The sequence below is a fragment of the Paenarthrobacter sp. NPDC090522 genome, assembly GCF_044769225.1.
GTDB lineage: Bacteria > Actinomycetota > Actinomycetes > Actinomycetales > Micrococcaceae > Arthrobacter.
Genome location: NZ_JBIVXL010000006.1, coordinates 96262 through 113863 on the forward strand (window position 1 = coordinate 96262; position 17602 = coordinate 113863).

At 57.4% G+C, this 17602-nt stretch carries 21 protein-coding genes and 2 tRNA genes; 9 read left to right on the forward strand and 14 right to left on the reverse strand.

Going from position 1 to position 17602, the window contains the following annotated elements:
* Positions 1-5: 5 nt before the first annotated feature.
* The 4 genes from ACIQT2_RS09365 (at position 6) to ACIQT2_RS09380 (ending at position 3292) form a co-directional block, all read left to right on the forward strand.
* Positions 6-782 (forward strand): serine protease, encoded by a 777-nt coding sequence (locus ACIQT2_RS09365; RefSeq protein WP_402945778.1) that lies wholly within the window; start codon positions 6-8, stop codon positions 780-782.
* Between the two features lie 253 nt (positions 783-1035).
* Entirely contained in the window at positions 1036-1653 is a 618-nt protein-coding gene (locus tag ACIQT2_RS09370; RefSeq protein ID WP_402945780.1) for a hypothetical protein, read from the forward strand.
* Between the two features lie 426 nt (positions 1654-2079).
* Positions 2080-2589 (forward strand): hypothetical protein, encoded by a 510-nt coding sequence (locus tag ACIQT2_RS09375; protein WP_402945782.1) that lies wholly within the window; start codon positions 2080-2082, stop codon positions 2587-2589.
* A gap of 85 nt (positions 2590-2674) precedes the next feature.
* Positions 2675-3292, forward strand: coding sequence for a hypothetical protein (locus ACIQT2_RS09380; RefSeq protein WP_402945784.1), 618 nt, complete (start codon positions 2675-2677; stop codon positions 3290-3292).
* Between the two features lie 71 nt (positions 3293-3363).
* On the opposite strand, the gene ACIQT2_RS09385 is transcribed toward ACIQT2_RS09380, so the two are convergent.
* The 5 genes from ACIQT2_RS09385 to ACIQT2_RS09405 form a co-directional block, all read right to left on the reverse strand.
* On the reverse strand, positions 3364-3630 hold the full coding sequence (locus ACIQT2_RS09385; protein ID WP_402945786.1) for an HNH endonuclease: 267 nt from the start codon (positions 3628-3630) through the stop codon (positions 3364-3366).
* Positions 3631-3723: 93 nt separating this feature from the next.
* A complete protein-coding gene (locus ACIQT2_RS09390) occupies positions 3724-3957 on the reverse strand; it encodes a hypothetical protein (RefSeq protein WP_402945788.1) in 234 nt (77 codons plus the stop codon).
* A 10-nt stretch (positions 3958-3967) separates the two neighbouring features.
* Complete coding sequence (locus ACIQT2_RS09395; protein WP_402945790.1) at positions 3968-5284, reverse strand: hypothetical protein; 1317 nt, start codon at positions 5282-5284, stop codon at positions 3968-3970.
* A gap of 348 nt (positions 5285-5632) precedes the next feature.
* A tRNA-Leu gene (locus ACIQT2_RS09400) sits at positions 5633-5706 on the reverse strand.
* A 50-nt stretch (positions 5707-5756) separates the two neighbouring features.
* Positions 5757-5829 (reverse strand) — tRNA-Leu (locus ACIQT2_RS09405).
* 55 nt (positions 5830-5884) lie between these two features.
* On the opposite strand from ACIQT2_RS09405, the gene ACIQT2_RS09410 reads away from it, so the two are divergent.
* Positions 5885-6370, forward strand: a complete 486-nt coding sequence (locus ACIQT2_RS09410) for a hypothetical protein (protein ID WP_402945792.1) — start codon at positions 5885-5887, stop codon at positions 6368-6370.
* A 5-nt stretch (positions 6371-6375) separates the two neighbouring features.
* Here ACIQT2_RS09410 and ACIQT2_RS09415 read toward each other — a convergent pair whose 3' ends face one another.
* From ACIQT2_RS09415 to ACIQT2_RS09445, 7 genes are all read right to left on the reverse strand, one after another.
* A complete protein-coding gene (locus ACIQT2_RS09415) occupies positions 6376-6657 on the reverse strand; it encodes a hypothetical protein (RefSeq protein WP_402945794.1) in 282 nt (93 codons plus the stop codon).
* A 1109-nt stretch (positions 6658-7766) separates the two neighbouring features.
* Complete coding sequence (locus ACIQT2_RS09420; protein WP_402945796.1) at positions 7767-8192, reverse strand: hypothetical protein; 426 nt, start codon at positions 8190-8192, stop codon at positions 7767-7769.
* Positions 8189-8791 carry a hypothetical protein gene (locus ACIQT2_RS09425; RefSeq protein ID WP_402945798.1) on the reverse strand — a complete coding sequence of 201 codons (603 nt, stop codon included), beginning with the start codon at positions 8789-8791 and terminating at the stop codon, positions 8189-8191. Before ACIQT2_RS09425 ends, ACIQT2_RS09420 begins: the two co-directional genes overlap by 4 nt.
* Positions 8792-8809: 18 nt before the next feature.
* Positions 8810-10111: a replicative DNA helicase gene (locus tag ACIQT2_RS09430; protein ID WP_402945799.1), complete on the reverse strand. Its 1302-nt coding sequence runs from the start codon at positions 10109-10111 to the stop codon at positions 8810-8812.
* On the reverse strand, positions 10108-10977 hold the full coding sequence (locus tag ACIQT2_RS09435; protein WP_402945801.1) for a hypothetical protein: 870 nt from the start codon (positions 10975-10977) through the stop codon (positions 10108-10110). Before ACIQT2_RS09435 ends, ACIQT2_RS09430 begins: the two co-directional genes overlap by 4 nt.
* Positions 10978-11279: 302 nt before the next feature.
* Entirely contained in the window at positions 11280-11597 is a 318-nt protein-coding gene (locus ACIQT2_RS09440) for a hypothetical protein (protein ID WP_402945803.1), read from the reverse strand.
* 102 nt (positions 11598-11699) lie between these two features.
* Entirely contained in the window at positions 11700-11870 is a 171-nt protein-coding gene (locus ACIQT2_RS09445) for a helix-turn-helix domain-containing protein (RefSeq protein ID WP_402945805.1), read from the reverse strand.
* A 120-nt stretch (positions 11871-11990) separates the two neighbouring features.
* On the opposite strand from ACIQT2_RS09445, the gene ACIQT2_RS09450 reads away from it, so the two are divergent.
* The 3 genes from ACIQT2_RS09450 (at position 11991) to ACIQT2_RS09460 (ending at position 14345) form a co-directional block, all read left to right on the forward strand.
* A complete protein-coding gene (locus ACIQT2_RS09450; RefSeq protein ID WP_402945807.1) occupies positions 11991-12692 on the forward strand; it encodes a helix-turn-helix domain-containing protein in 702 nt (233 codons plus the stop codon).
* 124 nt (positions 12693-12816) lie between these two features.
* Positions 12817-13761, forward strand: coding sequence for a tyrosine recombinase XerC (xerC, locus tag ACIQT2_RS09455; RefSeq protein ID WP_402945808.1), 945 nt, complete (start codon positions 12817-12819; stop codon positions 13759-13761).
* 65 nt (positions 13762-13826) lie between these two features.
* A complete protein-coding gene (locus tag ACIQT2_RS09460; RefSeq protein ID WP_402945810.1) occupies positions 13827-14345 on the forward strand; it encodes a hypothetical protein in 519 nt (172 codons plus the stop codon).
* 114 nt (positions 14346-14459) lie between these two features.
* On the opposite strand, the gene glnA is transcribed toward ACIQT2_RS09460, so the two are convergent.
* A complete protein-coding gene (glnA, locus tag ACIQT2_RS09465; protein WP_397322857.1) occupies positions 14460-15884 on the reverse strand; it encodes a type I glutamate--ammonia ligase in 1425 nt (474 codons plus the stop codon).
* A 311-nt stretch (positions 15885-16195) separates the two neighbouring features.
* Between glnA and ACIQT2_RS09470 the strand changes: the two genes are divergently transcribed.
* Complete coding sequence (locus tag ACIQT2_RS09470) at positions 16196-16633, forward strand: RDD family protein (RefSeq protein WP_402945813.1); 438 nt, start codon at positions 16196-16198, stop codon at positions 16631-16633.
* 75 nt (positions 16634-16708) lie between these two features.
* Here ACIQT2_RS09470 and ACIQT2_RS09475 read toward each other — a convergent pair whose 3' ends face one another.
* A complete protein-coding gene (locus ACIQT2_RS09475; RefSeq protein ID WP_400334610.1) occupies positions 16709-17470 on the reverse strand; it encodes a DUF4191 domain-containing protein in 762 nt (253 codons plus the stop codon).
* Between the last annotated feature and the right edge of the window lie 132 nt (positions 17471-17602).

The following is a 17602-nucleotide window of genomic DNA, read 5'->3' on the forward strand; positions in this document are numbered from 1 at the left end:
CACGCATGACCTTCAACCCGCTCCATGCAACGGGCATGGTTTTCCTCAAGGACGCTGAAGGTGAGTTTGCATTTTCAGGCTCTTGCTTCCTCTTCCGTGAAGATAACGTCCTGCTCACGGCAGCTCACTGCGTTCCAGAATCTATTTCGACGGTTATCGTGCACTTGCCGTTTGGGCGGCGAGAAATGAAGGTGGAAACGATACATCGCCATCCAACGGCCGACGTAGCCATGCTGATATGCGGAGACCAATACGCCTATCGGGCTGGTAGCGGGTACCCGGAATCGGCTTTCTGGGATGGGGCTTCCAACTTCTCTTTGGGAGAACAGTTTTCAGCGTTTGGGTATCCGTCGGAGGGGCCGTCTTTCACATCGAGTGCAGCTCCAACACCTCGCTTCTTCACTGGCTATTATCAGAGGTTTTTCGATTATGAGAGCCACGATGGTTATAAGTACTACGCTGGCGAATTGAGCATTCCGGCTCCGGGGGGTCTGAGTGGTGGTCCCATCTTCAGGCCCGGTGCGCCGGAAATACTAACGGGGCTGGTGACGGCGAACTCTGAAACGTATGCCGTAACTGACTCGATTGATGACGTTCTTACGGATGGCACCAAGTACCGGCAGGAATCGCGGCGCGTTCTCACATACGGTGTCGGTCTCATGCTTTCCGAGATTGCTCAGTGGCTACATACATACACGCCGAATCCTGTCTCCCGAGGATGGACCATTAAGGACCCGATCACGGGAGATGACCCAACCGATAGGATCGAAGACCGGATCTAGGGTTTGGGCGGAATTATGGAAGGCGCGGTAATTGCGGAGCGCCCCAGGGAGCAGCGCACTTGGTAGCGTTGTTCGCATGCCTGATGAAGATGAGCCGAGCCCGCGTTTCCTGACGATTGAGCAGGTCGCGAGGCTCCGCGCGGGGGAGAAAGTATAAATTAGAATGCACTCAACATCAGGTCCTAAGCCCGGGTCCTCTGAACCCTCGGTTTCCGTCGAACACACAGGCGGCCAAGATCTACGGGAAATTGAAGTGACGCCAGCGCAACGACGCAGCCAACTTCTTTGGATCTTCGAGAACGAACTCCTGTTTCAGACGCGGCATGCGCTTCACGCAATCGAACCGATAAAGGGGTCACTCTTCAGCGACAACGAAGTGAAGGACCTGGAGGGCTTCTGGTTCAGCATGAACTCAGCCCTCAACGCTATAGCGAGTATTGCTAACGTCCTTTGGCCGTCTCAAGATCGGAAGCACTCAGGGCCAACTGCCGTGCAGTCCAGCTCAAGGGATAGGGCCAAGATAATGAGGGAGAATCTTGGCCTCTCTGATGACAGCATCGTGGCTCTTCGCGGTGTCCGCAACGGCCTTGCTCACTACGATGAGCGCGTGGATCGTTGGTTCGTGCAGTCGGGGAATCGAATCTTCTTAGACCTGTGCGTCTCCGGAAACGACGGCGTCTCTGCCGAGCCCGACACCACCTATGCCCGGCACTTCAACACGGACACCAAAGTACTGTCCGTTTTCGGGATCTCGCTCAACGTAGAGGCAGTGTTACAAGAAATCATCGAACTTAATCGGGTGGTTGAGAGCAGCATTTTCAAACCGAGACCAGGGCTAATCCGCAGGACCGTCATCGAGGGTAATCAATGAGTGTGGTTCGGGAATTGCTCACGGTGGTGTTGAGAGCCGGAGCGTTTAAGTTGACCGAGCAACGGGGCTTAAGATGATCAGGTGCGTATATTTGTGAGTTGGTCCGGAACAGCAAGCCACGAAATGGCTGTGACAATTCGTGTGTGGCTGCAACGAGTCCTTCAGTATTCTAAGCCTTTCGTCTCATACCAAGACATCACGAAGGGCGCTCAGTGGCTCATCAAGATTTCAGATGAACTAGCCGGGACGGCCGAAGGGATAGTCTGCGTAACTCCGTCGAACGTCACAGCGCCGTGGCTAAATTACGAAGCCGGTGCCCTTGCAAAGACTACTGGCCAAACGTCGGTTAGAACCTTGCTGCTCGGAGTCCGACCATCTGACCTTCCCTCTGGCGTCCCGCTCACCAGTTTCCAACACACTGATTCCTTGGACAAAGAAGAGATGTGGCGGCTCGTAGAGTCAATTCACGAAAAAGCGCCTGCCGGCGGGTCGTCAGCGGAGAGGGTCCGTTGGGCGTTCGAGATGGCGTGGCCTGATTTGGAAGCGAAGCTACGAGCCATAGACACCGCAACGGACGGCCCGGTTGAAACCGAACCAAGAGACGAGAAGACCCTCCTTCAAGAACTATTGAGCGAGGTCCGAGAACTATCGATTGCCATTGCGACACTCAGCGCTGAATCAAAGAATGTGGCATTGCCAGATGATGATGGTCTTGGGCTGAAGAATCGCTATAGAAATGATACGAGCCTCGTAAGGCGCATCAAGGCGGGCATGGTTCTCGAACATTCCTCGTTTGGTGCCGGGAGGGTCCTCAAAACAGATGGTGCTGATACCCGGAAAGTTGCGATAGTGCACTTCCCGGAGGCAGGCCAAAAGAAACTTCTCCTCCGCTATGCACCGGTCAGCATATTGGAAGACGATGACGTACCATCCTGATGTTATCCATGTCGGAGCCGAGCCGAAAGCAACCCTAGGACCCCTCCTTGACGCGGCACAGGCGAACCCTGACATATTCACTAGCATGCTGCCGGCGCTGATTGGATTCAGTGGGGTAATCGTTGGTGGTGTCCTTCAGGTCGTTGCAAAGCATCGAGCGGATCGTTATTCCCACATGATGGAACTGCGGCGAGAAGTAGCTGACCTCATTGTTTCCGTCAGCGGTTTTGCGACCGTGGTCGTGCAGTCATCTGTTTGGATTGATAGTGTGCGCGAGGATCTGAGGTCTAGGCTAGTTGATGATCCTGACGCAGAAGTGGATCTAGACAACGACTATCATGAACGCCTAGGTGAGGCGATGATCACCAGTCACCGGGAATCAACACAAAAAGCAGCCCGCTTGCTGGTTGCTAGTGACGAACGGATCGCAGACGAGGCAAGTTCCCTGCATCTCAAACTTGCTGATGTGATCAACGAAGTCGGTTACATGCATACGGGCAACGTTCACATCTCCGAGGACCGAGCCAAGGATATCCAGAAAGACATTATGGAGCGGATCAATGTCCTCGTGAATATGGTAGCGCCGCCAAAATACGAACGATTCTGGAACTTTAGATCCGCCAAGCGGGCGGAAAGGCTCTTGGCGCGGGAGCGTGCGCGGCGGGGGCTCGTCGAGCAAAGCTCGGCTCGATACCGAGACTAAGCAACAGCACTGGGACGTTCTAGTCGGGCGGGGTAGGAGATTGGGGCGTGGGGTGGCCTCCCCCTGCCCGTTCAGTCGAGCGACCCTGACCTTCGGACGATTGGTGCGACTATTCGTGCGCGTTTCTTGCTGTTGCACTGCCGGTGTGCTGCTTTGACGTTGCCCATTGCGTCGGCACCGCCCTTTGCCAGTGGTACTACGTGGTCTATGACGAATGACCATGGGTCTAGGTGGGGGAGGGTGTAGTCGATTGCTTTGCCGCAGATGTGGCAGGCTGGTTGGTCGCGTTTGATTCTGGCCCGCATGCGGTGACGGTTCGCACTATCCCGCTTGATCATTGGTTTGTGTTCCCTCTTGTCTAGAGCTTGCGAGTCTCCGTCACGTGCAGTTGCGATCTGTCGTGCGCCGCGTGGTATACGGGAGGGAAGTGTTCAGGGTTCAATGTATTGCAACCCACGATGCATGAGCCCTAGTTGGCTGTGGTAGGGAATGCTGTCGTTGCTGAGGAACCAGTACGAGGTGTGATCTACGTCGTCAGCTATGACTGCTGCGGCGATTACTTGCCAGTCGGTTAGGTACTCGGTTGAGTTGCCTTCTGTCTGGTTTTCGTCTGCGATGTGCGCGGCTATGGCGTCCTGTACTGCACGCTTGGTTGCCTCGCTCATCACTCACTCCTTACGCTGCTGTTAGTTCGAGCCCGCCCATCAAGGCGACGCCGTTGCGGATGCGGTAGACGAATGGCCAGGATTCGGTTTCGTTGTAGTAGTTGAATCCGAATCCTTGTTGCCAGTTCTCTACGATGCGTGCGGGTCTACCGTCTGATCCGATTGCGCCGTGAACGCTGGGCACTGCACCGTCTACCCGGCATAGGCAGCCGGGGTTGGCTGAGTATGATTCAATGGCTTCACCACGGGCACCTATCACTGAGTGGTAGGTGATTTCTGCCCGGTGCGTGTGTCCTGCCCACGTGTTGAGGTGTGGGTGTTCGTGGACGTATTGGGCCGTGGTGGATCCTTTGGCGTTTGCTTTGGTGCCGTGGATGTTGCGGGTGGTGTCGTTGTCCCAGTCGGTTGCGGCGGGGTAGGCGTCAACGTATTCGACGTTGAGTTCATCTAGGCGCAGCAGGTAGGGCAGTGACATGACTGGCCACGATTCAGGCAGGCCGGCACGCTTGAGGCCGAATGCAGCAATAGCGTTGGCTTCGATGAAGTTCTGCATGCGCTTGTCGTGGTTGCCTTCTATGACAATGATTTGCGCATCGGGGCAAGCAGCACGAAGCTTAGCGAGGAACTCATGTCCAGTATCCAAGGCTGCTTGTGTGGTGTTTGCGAACGCGGCTTCTTGGGCGAACCTGCCTTGTGATGCGAGGTCTAGGAAGTCGCCAAGGATTTGGATCTTGTCAGGCTGGTATTGCAGGGCTGCTTGCGCGAAGCATTCCATTGCGTCGGCGTCGTGGAACGGGTCTAGTGTTCCGTCTGGCAGGAGCCGGTAGCCGATCTGGGTGTCTGCGCCTTTGAGTGCGAGTTTCATTTCGCGTGGCGGGTTGACTGGCCGTGTTTTGAGTTCGATGTTGACTGGTTTGGCTTGCTGGATGACAGGCCAAGCAGGACCGCCGTTAGCACCCTCAGCGATGGGGCGTACGTGGTTGAGTTTGTTCCAGTAGCCGGATCCTGTTGCGTTGGATGTCCAGCCCCAGGAGAAGGTAACTTTGTCGGGGTCTTGCCCGGTGGAGCGGATGAACTCGCGGTAGTCATCGTGACCCCATGGCCGTTCACTGAACCTGACGTAGTTGGCGGACCCGTCGGCGTTGTGCGTTTCGGATTCGCCGCTGACCGTCTCGGCGGTGTCGTCGTTGCAGCCGCATGCGTTGTTTCGGTGGGCGTTGACGGTTGATTTGCCTACGCCGGATAGTGCTGCTGCTTCTCGTGAGCTGAGTTTGTCCCAGGAGTCGAGGGATGCGCCTGCTGCTGTTGCGTATTTGCAGGCGGTCATGGCGTCTCCTTGCTCAAGGGTTTCGTATTCGTGTTGGTGCCGCTATGAATACGTGAAGGTGATGGACAGGTACTAGCTCGCATCGCTGTGTCATGTTGTTGATCGATGGGGTTCGCTGTCCTCGTGGCATGCCAGGAATCGAACCCGGCGCCCGGCGATCTTTTGGTCAACCGGAGACGCAACCATGCGCATACCTGTCACGGTCCCGAATACCCACTACCGTGACTGAGTGTGGTGCGATACCTGCTAGCCTCACAGGTCATTCACCATCCCGTTTGCGCTATGGCATAGACGGGGAGGTCAATAGCAAAGCGTCAGAGCAACCGTCCGGAAGTCTGCGCTGTTGCGTAGCGCCCGAGAGATTCGAACTCTCACTGACCAGATCCTAAATCTGGTGCCTCTGCCAATTGGGCTAGAGCGCCGTGTTCCGGTCTTTCCCGGTGTCAGCTTGTGCGACCCCACAAGCAGGCGGTGGGTTTCCCCGGATTTGAACCGGGACTGTTCCGGGTTTGAGCCGGATGCCTCTGCCGTTGGGCTAGAAACCCTGACCCCGCAAGCTCATGTTCAACCGGGGCCTTCACGAGATATTACAATCGCTGAATGGACAATTGTGGTGGTCTGGTTGACCAAGAATCGCTCAAGATGTGCGTGTATTTGGCCGATCAGGTCGGGCAGGTCAAGATTCTTCCGTGGATTACAGCGGCCATAGGTGTTTTTGCGGCAGCGCTGACTGCTTTCCTCAGCACCTACGGCTCAAACTATCTACAGACTCGGGAGCGTCGCAATACAAGCCAGCGTCAAGCATTGCATGATGTCCAAAATTCGGCTCTAAAGCTTCGGAAGAGGCTGATCGCCCAGGCTGCCGGTACGTCATTCTCCGACGATGAGCAGTCAGCGATGATTGGGAAACTCAAGCTGTTCCTGTCAAGGGTTAAGGGGCCGGAAGTGCCCTTCGCCTTTGAGGAATGGATAAAGTATGCCCAACTCTTTTACTCAGGGTTCGAGCAGTACGAGCGTTACAAAGAGGAAGATCTTTGGTCGACGGCAGTTACGGCTTCAGGAGCTAAGCTGAAAAAACTTGATTGACCTATTTACGCCGTGGACGTGTTGCCTATCTTGAACTTGACCTGAAGTTTGTCGGCCGCCCGCTTGACATCCTTGAACCACTCGGGGCTTCCGCCCACGAATTCCACGGACTGAGGGGAAGCTTCAGAGACCAGTTCGACGATGCGGAAAGCAAAGCTCTCAGTGTTCACGACGAGGTTTCGGCCGTCAACCTGAACGTTGTCCGCGGAGCTAATATGAGCTTCTTCTACAAGGGCCTCGGCTAGATCGCGGGAGCCTGCCACGCGAGGCAGTCGTATCGATGTCATGGGCTACTCCTTTCGCGGGCCTTTACCTAGCTTTATCCTCGCACAGTTACCTGTGAGAGTCAGCATCTCGGTACCGGGAGCATCGCGTCAAAGACGGTTCCAGGAAATGGGATCCTGAAGTTTTCAGAAAAATCGCGGGTCGGCGTCAGGGTTAGTACCGCGCTGCCGGACAGTAAGAAACCAACTCCTGAGTGGCTTCTGAGGGCCTCTCGGGTTGAGCTCAGCCCTCGACCTCGATTCGGATCCGCAGTTTCTGACACCCCGGCGATTGCCATGCGCAGAGCGCTGAGATCATCTTCGGCACCCTGCGCAGCCAAACTGGACAGTAGACCGATGCCAGAATCCGCGACCGCAAGCCTCAAGACGGAGCCCCTATTGACTACTTGCGCCGCCATGAACCCATGGGCAACGTGTGCATGTTCCGGCACGTTGTTTCCAGTTTCCAGAAGCGCCCGACACATAACATTTGACAAGGCGGGTGGCAGCGCCTGATAGTCGATTAATTCGACCATGCGGGTGACTTCGGCCTGGTTTGAAAACCGTCCCAAGCTAACTAAGGACCGGGAGTCAAGGCTTGCGTCTGGGCGGACTGAAGGAAGATCGTGACGAATTCCCATTGATTCGAGGACTGAGGGAAGGCCCATTCGGGATAGGTAATTAGCTACCGAAGTATTTTGAGGTTTCCGGAAAGTGACTCCACGCCGCTGGCGGTTCTGAAGATCGAGGAAAGCCGCAAGTGCTACCAGGGTTGAAGGTCCGAACCACTGCGCTTCGGACAAGTCCACGAGGCAACTATCGCGAGCCTTTGAGGGTTGGAGGTGCCAAAAGATTTGGTCTGCGTTCATGGACCGCAAATCGGAGCGCGTCACCCAATCCAGCACGCTTGGCCCCTTCGATCCGAGTCACATTGACTAAGCAATTTTACCCAGTCGGCGGCCGCTCCTGCGAAAAAGGAATCACAGCAGTCGTGGAATCCCTAGATTGCGTGAAGCCCCGGAGCTGATGCTCTACGGGGCTTCACTTGGTTTTGGGTATACCTGTGGTCTGTGCCTCTAGTTTAACAGGCCTACGGCGGGATGACAAGCACGTAATTACTCCAGCGTGATTCGCTAGGCCGTCCCACCCTGACGCCTCTTTCGTTCCGCTTCGCGTCGGCGGCTGTAGTTGGGGTTCTTGAGCGCGCCGTGGGAGTACCAGGAGTCGCCGGCTGGCGGCAGGAAGGTTGGAGTGCGGGCTGCCATTTGCGGGGGGACGGCGGCGGCGAGGTCTTCGATGCACTCGGGGCAAGCACCTTCCTCCGCGGGCTTGAAGGTGCTTGGCATGACGACCTTCACGAGAGCCCCGCAGACCGCTGCACGATAGTTCTGGGTTTCTTCGATGAAGTAGGGGTTAGCCATCTGGGGTTCAGTGGGCGTGGGGTGTACGGCGTGGATGATTCCGGGTTCGTCGTAGATGCGGGGGACCCATGAGCCTGATGTTTCGTCGCGGGTCATGCCGTAGCTGGTGAGGCCGGCGAGGGGTGCGGTGGTGTTCATGCTGCCTTCCCGAGGGTGTTTGCGAGTTCGTTGATGGCTGGGCCTTCCCAGCTAGTGTTGCAGGCGCCGCAGCGGGCTTCGTGTCGTGTGGCGGTGATGGCGGTGTTTCTTACGTACTCATCCTCTACCCAGGTCCATGCGTGGGTGGCCTCGCAGGTGGGGCAGGCGCCTTTGACTTCGAGGCGGGGGACGGGGTTAAGGAGTGTTTCGATGGCGGTTGCCCATTTGATGGAGGAGCGGAGGCAATTCTCGGCGCTCTGGCCTGTGGTGTCGCCGGTGGTTGCTTCTGCCCAATGTTGAAGCTTCTGCTCTGGGGTGAGCGTCGGGTTGTCTTTGCCGGTGAGGGCGATGTGCATGGTGTTGAGGGTTTCGCGGATTTCTGACCAGAGGGTGACTGCGCCGAGGGCGATGGGTGATCGGGATCCGGATGATTTGGCACCAGTTGCTGCGCGGCTTCCTGAGGCTTGCTCCTGCCTCAACTGGGTAAAGAGTGCCAACTCGGTCGGGTAACTGACGTGGCCCGTTTCAGAGTCAACGAAGGTGGTCTTGTGGTCACGGGTGAGGCGGTGGACGGTGGAACGGAGGTCTGCGTGCGACATAGGGTGTTTCTCCTGGTGTTAGCTGGCGTGCGCTCGGATGTCGGCTTGCGGTGAGATGCCCTTGTCGAGGGCTTTTGAGTAGTGGCCCCAGAATGTGAGTTCTGCGACGTTGGTGGCTCCGTGTTGGTTTTTAGCCACGAGTAGGGCGAGGTCGCCGCGGTTTTCGCCCATGATCTCCCTGTGCAGGAGGATCACCACGTCGGCGTCTTGTTCGATGGCTCCGGATTCGCGTAGGTCTGACAGCTCGGGGCGTTTGTCTTGTCGTTGTTCTGATGAGCGGTTGAGTTGGGATAGTGCGATGACGGGTACTTGCATGTCCATGGCGAGGATCTTGAGTTGGCGGGACATGTCAGCGACGAATTCATGTCGCGGACGGCGATCACCCTGAGGCTGGGCCATCAATTGCAGGTAGTCAACGACGATCCCCGCCAGCGGTCTTCGCCTGTTGACTGACCGCGCGAAGCGTTTGATGTCGGTGATTGTGACGCTGGACCGATCATCGATGTACAGGGGAACGTTGTCCCACGCGGCTCTCCTGTCACGGATCTTCGCCCAATCTGTTGTGTTCAGCTTGCGCTCTATGAGGTGGGTCATATCAATGTTTAGATCAGAGGCGACGGCCCGAATTTGGACGTCGTTCCTAGACATCTCCAAGGAGTTGAACGCTACGGAGCCGTAGCGTGTGAGCCCCTTGGCAATCTGCAGCGCCACGACCGACTTGCCCACAGAGGGGCGGGCAGCCACCACGTAGACCGCCCCGGGCCGGAAACCGCCGATGATGTCATTCAGTGCTTTCCAAGGGGACGGATGGTGATTGATGTCTTCATCCAGGGAATCAATCATGAGGTCGATGGTTTCCCCGAAGGACTGAACAGTTCCGGTTGTCGCCTTTGTGGTCTGGTCAATGGCTCTGCGGGCAATCTCGACCAGTTCAGCCTCATCTCCACCTGCTGCGGCCATGGTGCTGATTTGTTTGCCCGCCGCAATGAGCCTGCGTCGCGTGGCGGACCTCGCAACGATGTCTGCGTAGTAGGTGGCGGTCGCAGGCGTGGGGACTGCTTGGGTGATCGTGTGCAGGTAGGCGTGCCCGCCGATCTGGGAAATTTCGCCTGAGGTGGTGAGTGCGTCGCTAACGGTGACGGGATCGACTGGTTTGCCAGCGGCGTGCGTGGCCAGGATCGTCCGGAAGATCGTTTCGTGGTCCGGTCGATAGAAGTCTCCACCGCTGACAAGCTCGGTCACATCGAGGATCGCTTCTCTGGAAAGCAACATGGCCCCCAGCACTGACTGTTCGGCCGCGTTATCGTGGATGTCGCTCACTTGTGGTATTCCTTCGTCCAAGCCGATGCTGTTGATGCTATGGGAGTCGCTTTGCTGAGCCACATTCGAAAGCCGGCATCCCAGTTTCGTAGTCGTCTGTCGTTCGCTTGGGCGTGAAGTTTGAAGCGCTCGGCTTCGCGGTCAATGTTTACGGTCTTTTCGGTTGCGTATGCCCTGTGTGCGTCGTTGGGTTGCCAGTTGGCAGGCAGTGGTCGCTCGGGCTTTTTACGTTCCCCCTGCACCCCCTCACCGCTAGGTGAGGTAGATGTAGTAGTAGCTGTAGATGTAGGCAGGGCTTGAGCTTGGGCAGCGTTTACCCTAAACAGGGGGGTAACGTCAGGGCTAAAGCTTTGGGTAACCGCTTGGGTATCTGGCTGCTCGTTCGCTTGGGTAAAAGCTTCGACGGGACGAGCCGGAAGTTTCAGCAAAGCGATGACCTTGTTGTTTTCGAATGCCTTCAGTTCGGGCGACTCGTTGAAAAGCCTCCGCAACTCCCAGATGAAGACTTCGCGAATGTTGTTTGAGGCGATTGCTCCGTAGGCGTTGACCATGGAGACAGTCAGTTTGGGCTGCTTCAGTAGCCCGTCATGGCGAGTGAACGACCTTATTAGGACTTCTTCGGTGTTCTCGTCCATGACGATGAATCGCTTTGCCTGAAGCTCCGCGCCAATCCTCTCAACCTCTTGCTTGGTTGTTCCGATCGCAAACTGTGAGATACGACCTGGGCGCCAGTCGGCGACGCCGGCGTAGGAGAGTTCGGGGTGGGTGAGCAGGAGTTCGTAGAGCCATTGCTGGTCGCGGCTCAGGGTTCGGTAGTCCGTGTCTGTCCAGATCCCGGTATTGATGTTCGCGCGGTCCCGCGGCACTACAGCCCCCCGTCTTCAAGAAGCGCTTCAACGAAGCTCGTAGGGCGACCGAGCCCCGCCGCAATGGCTGGGACGGAGAGGCCCTGTTTGTGCGCGTTCCTGACGTGATGCTTGTATGTGTGAGGTCGAGTCGCCGGATCCTTGCGTGCTTCGTTCAAGAAGTCCATGGCGAGGAATTGGAGCTGAAACATGGTTGGCGGGTTACGCATTGACTAGTCCTGTACGCACTGGCTGGGATTTTTCTATATGCCCCTGGTGTGGTGGCCCCGGAATGAGTGCCGGGGCCACCACACGACTAGCGGCTAGGGCATAGTTTCGAAGAATTCGTGGTCGGGGTTGTAGGCGAGGCGGAACAACTCCGCCCACGAACCTCCGGGAAGGCAACGCTTGGGGTTCTCGGCGTACAGCCATGCGGAGTAGACCGCATCAGGCAGTGCCTCGGGGGCAAGCTTGTTAGTACGTGCGAGGTGCAGAACTGTTGCTGCGTAGCGGGCTGAGTCCGTCAGAGGCTTGAACTGTTCCAGTTCGGCCGTAGTGACGGATGTCGCCAGGTCAAAGCGGTCCCGCCAAGCAGAGAACGTGACATCTGCGGAATGATCGGTTAAAGTTGCGTTACGCATATTATTTGAGGCCTTACGTCTAGTAAATGGTTCCAGGTAAGCATGGGTCGAACTTGCAAGGGCAAATTGCATAGTTCGGCCCATTTTTTTGCGCGATTATTGTCAGGCTGCTTCTGTCTTGAATACTGAGTCGATCCACGCCGTCACATCCGAGCGGCGGTAGAGGATTCTATTGCCGAACAAAGCGGAGCGTGGTCCTTTCCCTTGGTAACGCCAATAGCGCAAGGTTGCGACCGGGGTCCGGGTCAGCAGCGAGACTTCTCCGATAGTCATCAAGTGGGGTTCCACGTTCTGGCCTTCCGACTCGTTCGTTTTGAATTCACAACACTGTTGTTGAGAAGAGCATAGGACATCCGCTGGACGTTCGCAACACCTGTGTGGCAGAGTTGAAACATGCGAGATGACAGCACCGGAAGTGAGCACCCCGTAAAGGAAAAGCACTTTGCGGAAAACGTGAGGCGCCTGCGCGAGGAGCGTGGCTGGTCTCAGTCAGAGTTGGCTCGGAGGATGGTCGAGGCTGGCTGGTCTGCCTATAACCAGATGGCGATTTCGCGAACTGAGAAGAATGAGCGCTCGGTTCGGCTCGGTGAAGCTATTGCGATTGCCGAACTCTTTGACGTGAATCTCTCTACGATGATGTCTCCAACCCACCAAGTTGATCTGGAACTTCACCTCCACCAAATGTTTGAGGCGCATTCCCGGCTCCAGAAGGCCGCAGACGATTTTCTTGAGGCTCAAACGCTCCTGGCGCTCGCTGCAGACGAGATTCGTGTCGAGGGGATGATGAAAATGGCTGTTGAGGACTGGCTGAGCATGGCCCCCGAAGTAGCCGTTGCCGAGGCTCGACAGGAGCGGCTGGATAAGGGCCTCATTGAACGGCTCCAACGTGCAAGGGCGGAGGGGCACTCCACATTGACCGAGCTTGAGGCCGCGGAGCGCGCTGAAGCTGAGGCCGCAGGGTTTGCGTCCTACAGTGAACTTCTCTGGTCCACGCAGGAAAGTCGTCAGCCGCTCATGAAGAAGTTGAACGATGCCTACGAAACGATTAGGACTGCTATGGAGAGCCAGAATGGCGAGCATTCAGAAAAGGCCTGATGGTCGGTGGCGGGCCCGATACAGGGATGAGGCCGGCAAAGAACATGCAAGGCATTTCCCCCGGAGGATCGACGGTCAAAGGTGGCTTGATGAGGTTACTGCGTCAGTCGTTTCTGGAACCTATGTGGATCCAAAAACCGCCCAGACAACCGTCCAAGAATGGTCCACAACGTGGCTGAAGGGCTACGAGAACAACCGGCCCTCAACCGTTCGCCAAGCCAGAACGCACATCAAGCGTATAAATGAGAGCTTCGGCAGTCGAGCCCTTAAGAGTGTTCGCCCGTCTGAGGTCAAAGCATGGACTGCACGCCTCAGCGATGAGGGATTGGCGGACTCTACCGTTTACGCGCTGCACTCTCGGCTGGGGCAATTATTTGCAGACGCCGTGCACGATGGATTGCTGCCTAAATCGCCAGTTAGTAGTAGAACGGCTCCGAAGGCTGGCAAGCGGAGGGCTTACGTCGCGACTACGGATCAGGTGTGGTCCCTCCACGATGCGATGCCTGCCGGTCTGCAACCGGCAATCCTTCTCGCTGCTTTCGCCGGCCTACGTATTGCCGAGGCTGTCGCGTTGCGTGTTTCCGATGTGGACTTCATGCGGGGCATCATCTCGCCTGCTATTCAGTATCCGGGCGTTGAATTGAAGACAGAGGAATCGAAGAACCCCATCCCCATTCCTCAGAATCTTTGCCTTGAACTGTCTGTGAATCACACGCGGTGGGGGAGTGAGACGCTAGTGACTAACGACTGGGGCCGCTCCATCTCGCCACACCGCCTTGAGCACTACTTCCGTGAAGCCAGAAATTCCGTGAAGGGACTTCCCGAGGGCTTCCGCTTCCATGACCTTCGTCATTATTTCGCTTCTCTGCTCATCGCGCAGGGGCTTGATGTGAAGGTAGTGCAAAAGAGCCTTCGGCACTCGTCGGCTAAAACGACACTCGACACTTACGGCCACATGTGGCCCGACAAGGAAGAGACCGCTAGGGCGGCGGTCGCCTCGGTGCTGGACGAAAGGTTGCGCCTGGCTGATCATAGTGAATCTAGCAACTCGAATCAGTCTAGGGGGTAGCGTTGGCTCGTCCTTGGATCTTCTTACGTCTTGTTCATAAGGGACTCTTACTCAATGCTGCGGAGTTGAAGGCCGTAATCGTAAGGCCTGGTCAAGACCATGAGTTGGCTCAAAAGGTCTTCGAAAGTTCGGAAGAGAAGGAGCGTCACTTTGCCGAGTTGTACATTCGGCTTCACAATTATGTGGCGGCTATTGCGTCCCTTGTCGATTTGGGCAATGCCTACGTGAAGGCGGCCGGAGATTCCGAGTTCATGGCCGAGCAGGAACGCAGAAACAAAGTTGTCAAGGACAGCAATGCTGGTTTGGTTCTTAGGGGACTTCGGAACTACATGCTGCACAACAACGTGCCTGACCTAGAGATTACAGTTGCCCGTACACTGAGCCCGGATCAGAACCGCTCCACTTTGCATGTGGACTCTGAGAAACTCCTACTTGGCTGGGCGAATTGGAGTTCGGGCGCCAAGAAGTACCTGCGAAGTGTCACTGTGGTCGACCTTGGGGAGCTTGTCGATGAATACTCACAGCTCGCTGAGGACTACTACGCATGGTTCTGGGCCCAGGTAGAAGATCCGACAGGAGCCTAGATGATAAGCGCAGAAAGGCCGGCCTCAAGTAGTGAGACTTGGGGCCGGCCTTTCCTGTGTCTTGATTCTTGCGGACTGCTGGCGGACTATGCCCGCTTCTGCCGCATGATCTAGCTAGACGCCGTAGTAGAGCTCGAACTCGTAGGGGTTCGGGCGCAGGGACAGCGGACGGATCTCGTTCTCGTACTTGTACTCGATCCAGGTGTCGATCAGGTCCTGGGTGAAGACACCGCCGGCCTGCAGGAATTCGTTGTCCTCACGCAGGGCCTCGAGGGCTTCTTCCAGCGTGCCCGGAGCCTTGGGGATGTCCTTGGCTTCCTCGGCGGGGAGCTCGTAGAGGTCCTTGTCGATCGGGGCCGGGGGTTCAATGCGGTTGCGGATGCCGTCGATGCCGGCCATCAGCTGGGCAGCGAACGCCAGGTACGGGTTGGACGAGGGGTCCGGAGCGCGGAACTCGATGCGCTTGGCCTTCGGGTTGGAACCCGTGATCGGGATGCGGATACCGGCGGAACGGTTGCCCTGCGAGTACACCATGTTGACCGGAGCTTCGAAGCCCTTGACCAAACGGCGGTAGGAGTTGACGGTCGGGTTGGTGAACGCCAGGACTGCGGAGGAGTGCTTCAGCAGGCCGCCGATGTACCAGCGGGCGGTGTCGGAAAGACCGGCGTAGCCCTTCTCGTCGTAGAACAGCGGTTCTCCGTTGCTCCACAGGGACTGGTGGCAGTGCATGCCCGAACCGTTGTCGCCGAAGACGGGCTTCGGCATGAAGGTCACGGACTTGCCCCAAGCGTCAGCAGTGTTCTTGATGACGTACTTGAACTTCTGCAGGTCATCGGCAGCCGCGGTCAGCGTGGTGAACTTGTAGTTGATCTCGGCCTGGCCGGCGGAACCAACTTCGTGGTGGGAGCGCTCAACCTCAAGGCCGGCCTTGTCCAATTCGACACACATGGCGTCGCGGAGGTCAGCCTGCTTGTCGGTGGGGGAGACAGGGAAGTAGCCGCCCTTGACCGGAGTCTTGTAACCGAGGTTGCCGCCCTCTTCCTTACGGCCGGTGTTCCAGTGCGCTTCTTCGGAATCGATCTTGTAGAAGCTGCCCTGCGGGGAGGACTCGTACTGGATGTTGTCGAAGACGAAGAACTCGGCCTCGGGAGCGAAGAACGCAGTGTCTGCGATTCCGGTCGAAGCCAGGTAAGCCTCTGCCTTCTCGGCTACACCGCGGGGATCGCGGTGGTAGGGGTCGCCCGTGCGCGGGTTGACGATGGAGAAGTTCAGGGCCAGGGTCTTCTCGATGCGGAAGGTGTCGACGAAGGCCGAGGTAACATCCGGGATGAGCTGCATGTCGGATTCGGCGATGCCCTGGAAGCCGCGGATGGAAGAACCGTCGAAGAGCTGACCGTTCACGAAGAAGTCGAGGTCAACGCTCTTGGCCGGCACGTTGAAGTGCTGCTGGACGCCCGGGAGGTCAGTGAAGCGGATATCGACGAATTTGACGTCTTCTTCTTTGATGAACTTGAGGACTTCGTCCGCAGTCTTGAACATCTATGCTCCTTATGCATATCAAGTAACAGGCCCGGAAGGCCGTGTGGTCCAGCCCAAGCCGAAGACCTGGAGACACAAAAATTTCCCCTTGCCGCGGTGGCTGGCAACTCCTATCACCTTAGGGAGACGGGATTTCCCGGGGGTGTCAGCATTGTTTCCGGCAGGTTACAGAATCATCTGTTGTGTAAACGGTAGTCGGCTTGCGGGTGTCCGGTCCATGCGCGTCTGGTGGACGAACACCGGGGCAGGCTCGGCCGGTACCTGGTCCGCCCGGGTCGGATGGGCGCACCGCCAGCAGTTAAGCTTGAAAGGTGGTTGATCGTAAAGACATTGGCTCCTGGTTGAGCGGTCCGGACACCTCCGGCATTTCCAAATACCCCGGCGAGCGGCTGGGGCTCCCTGAATCGGGGCCTGGCTCCATGGCGCGTGCAGGACGCCGCATCCTGGGCATCGTCATCGACTGGACCATTGCCTTGGTCATCAGCAACTTTGCCTTCGGCGGCAACCAGTGGGCAACCCTGGCCATCTTCGCCGTGGAGCAGATCCTCCTCATTGGAACCCTTGGCTACAGCATCGGACACAGAATCGCGGGCATCCACGTGGTACGTCTCTCCGGTGGGCAGCCAGGGCCGTTGGTGGCCGTCGTGAGGACGTTGCTTGTGTGCCTGGTGATCCCTGCGGTGATCTTCGATCCGGACCAGCGGGGCCTCCACGACAAGGCCATGAACACGATCCTCATCCGCATGTAGCTTCGCTCCTTCCGTGCTGACAAGAATGCGCCCCGGGCCTCTTTCGAGGACCGGGGCGCATGTTTCGTTCTGCGGTCAGCGTCCGCGGGCCGCCTTGCGGTCCGGGCGCGCCTTGTAGGGATCGATGCCCTTCGGAATCGGGAGACGGTTGCCCAAGGAGTTGATGCGCTTGGAGACAGCATTGACCTCAACCTTGGTCAGTTCATTCTTCATCTTGCCCATGGTCTTGGCGAGCTGGTTCAGCGGAACCTGGCCTTCTCCGCGGCCGGACTCGAGGACATGGATGGTGACGTTGGGCAGGATCCTGCCCAGGCGCTTGCGCTCTGCGTCAGCCAAGGTCTTGACCCGGTGGCTGGGACCCTCCGTGACCAGGACGACTCCCGGGCGGCCTATGGCCATGAAAACTGCATCCTGGGTGCGTGGGTTCACCGCCACCGGCTGGTCCTGGGTGACCCAACCGCGGCGGAGCGTGCCCAAGGCAGCGCCGGAAGCTCCAGGCTGGTTTTCAATCTGTGCAAAGGCGGCCCTTTCAGCACGACGCGAAAGGATGAAGACGGCGGCGAGCAGGCCCAAGGGGATACCGATGATCAGGCCGGTAATCCAGTTCTCCAGAAGGAAGCCAACAACGAAGGCGACAGCGACCACGGCAAGGAACGCCAGCAGCATGATCAGCACAACCTGCGGATCGTTGCGCCGGGTCATTTTGAAGACCTCGGCGATCTGCTTCAGCTGGCTGGGCTTCTTGGCTTTGGCTTCCTTGGGCTTGCGCTGGAAGAGCCCACGCTTGGGTGAGTCGGCCGAAGGGGTCGATTTGTTGGAATCAGGGGAGTTCGCCATAGTGCCTTAATTCTACGTGATGTACGCCCCGGGGCCGGACCCACGATGACGGGTGATCTCCGCAACGGTTTTTTTCTTTCCCGTCACGATTCACATGGGTCCGGCACAGCATACGTGGGAGGCAATTGCCCG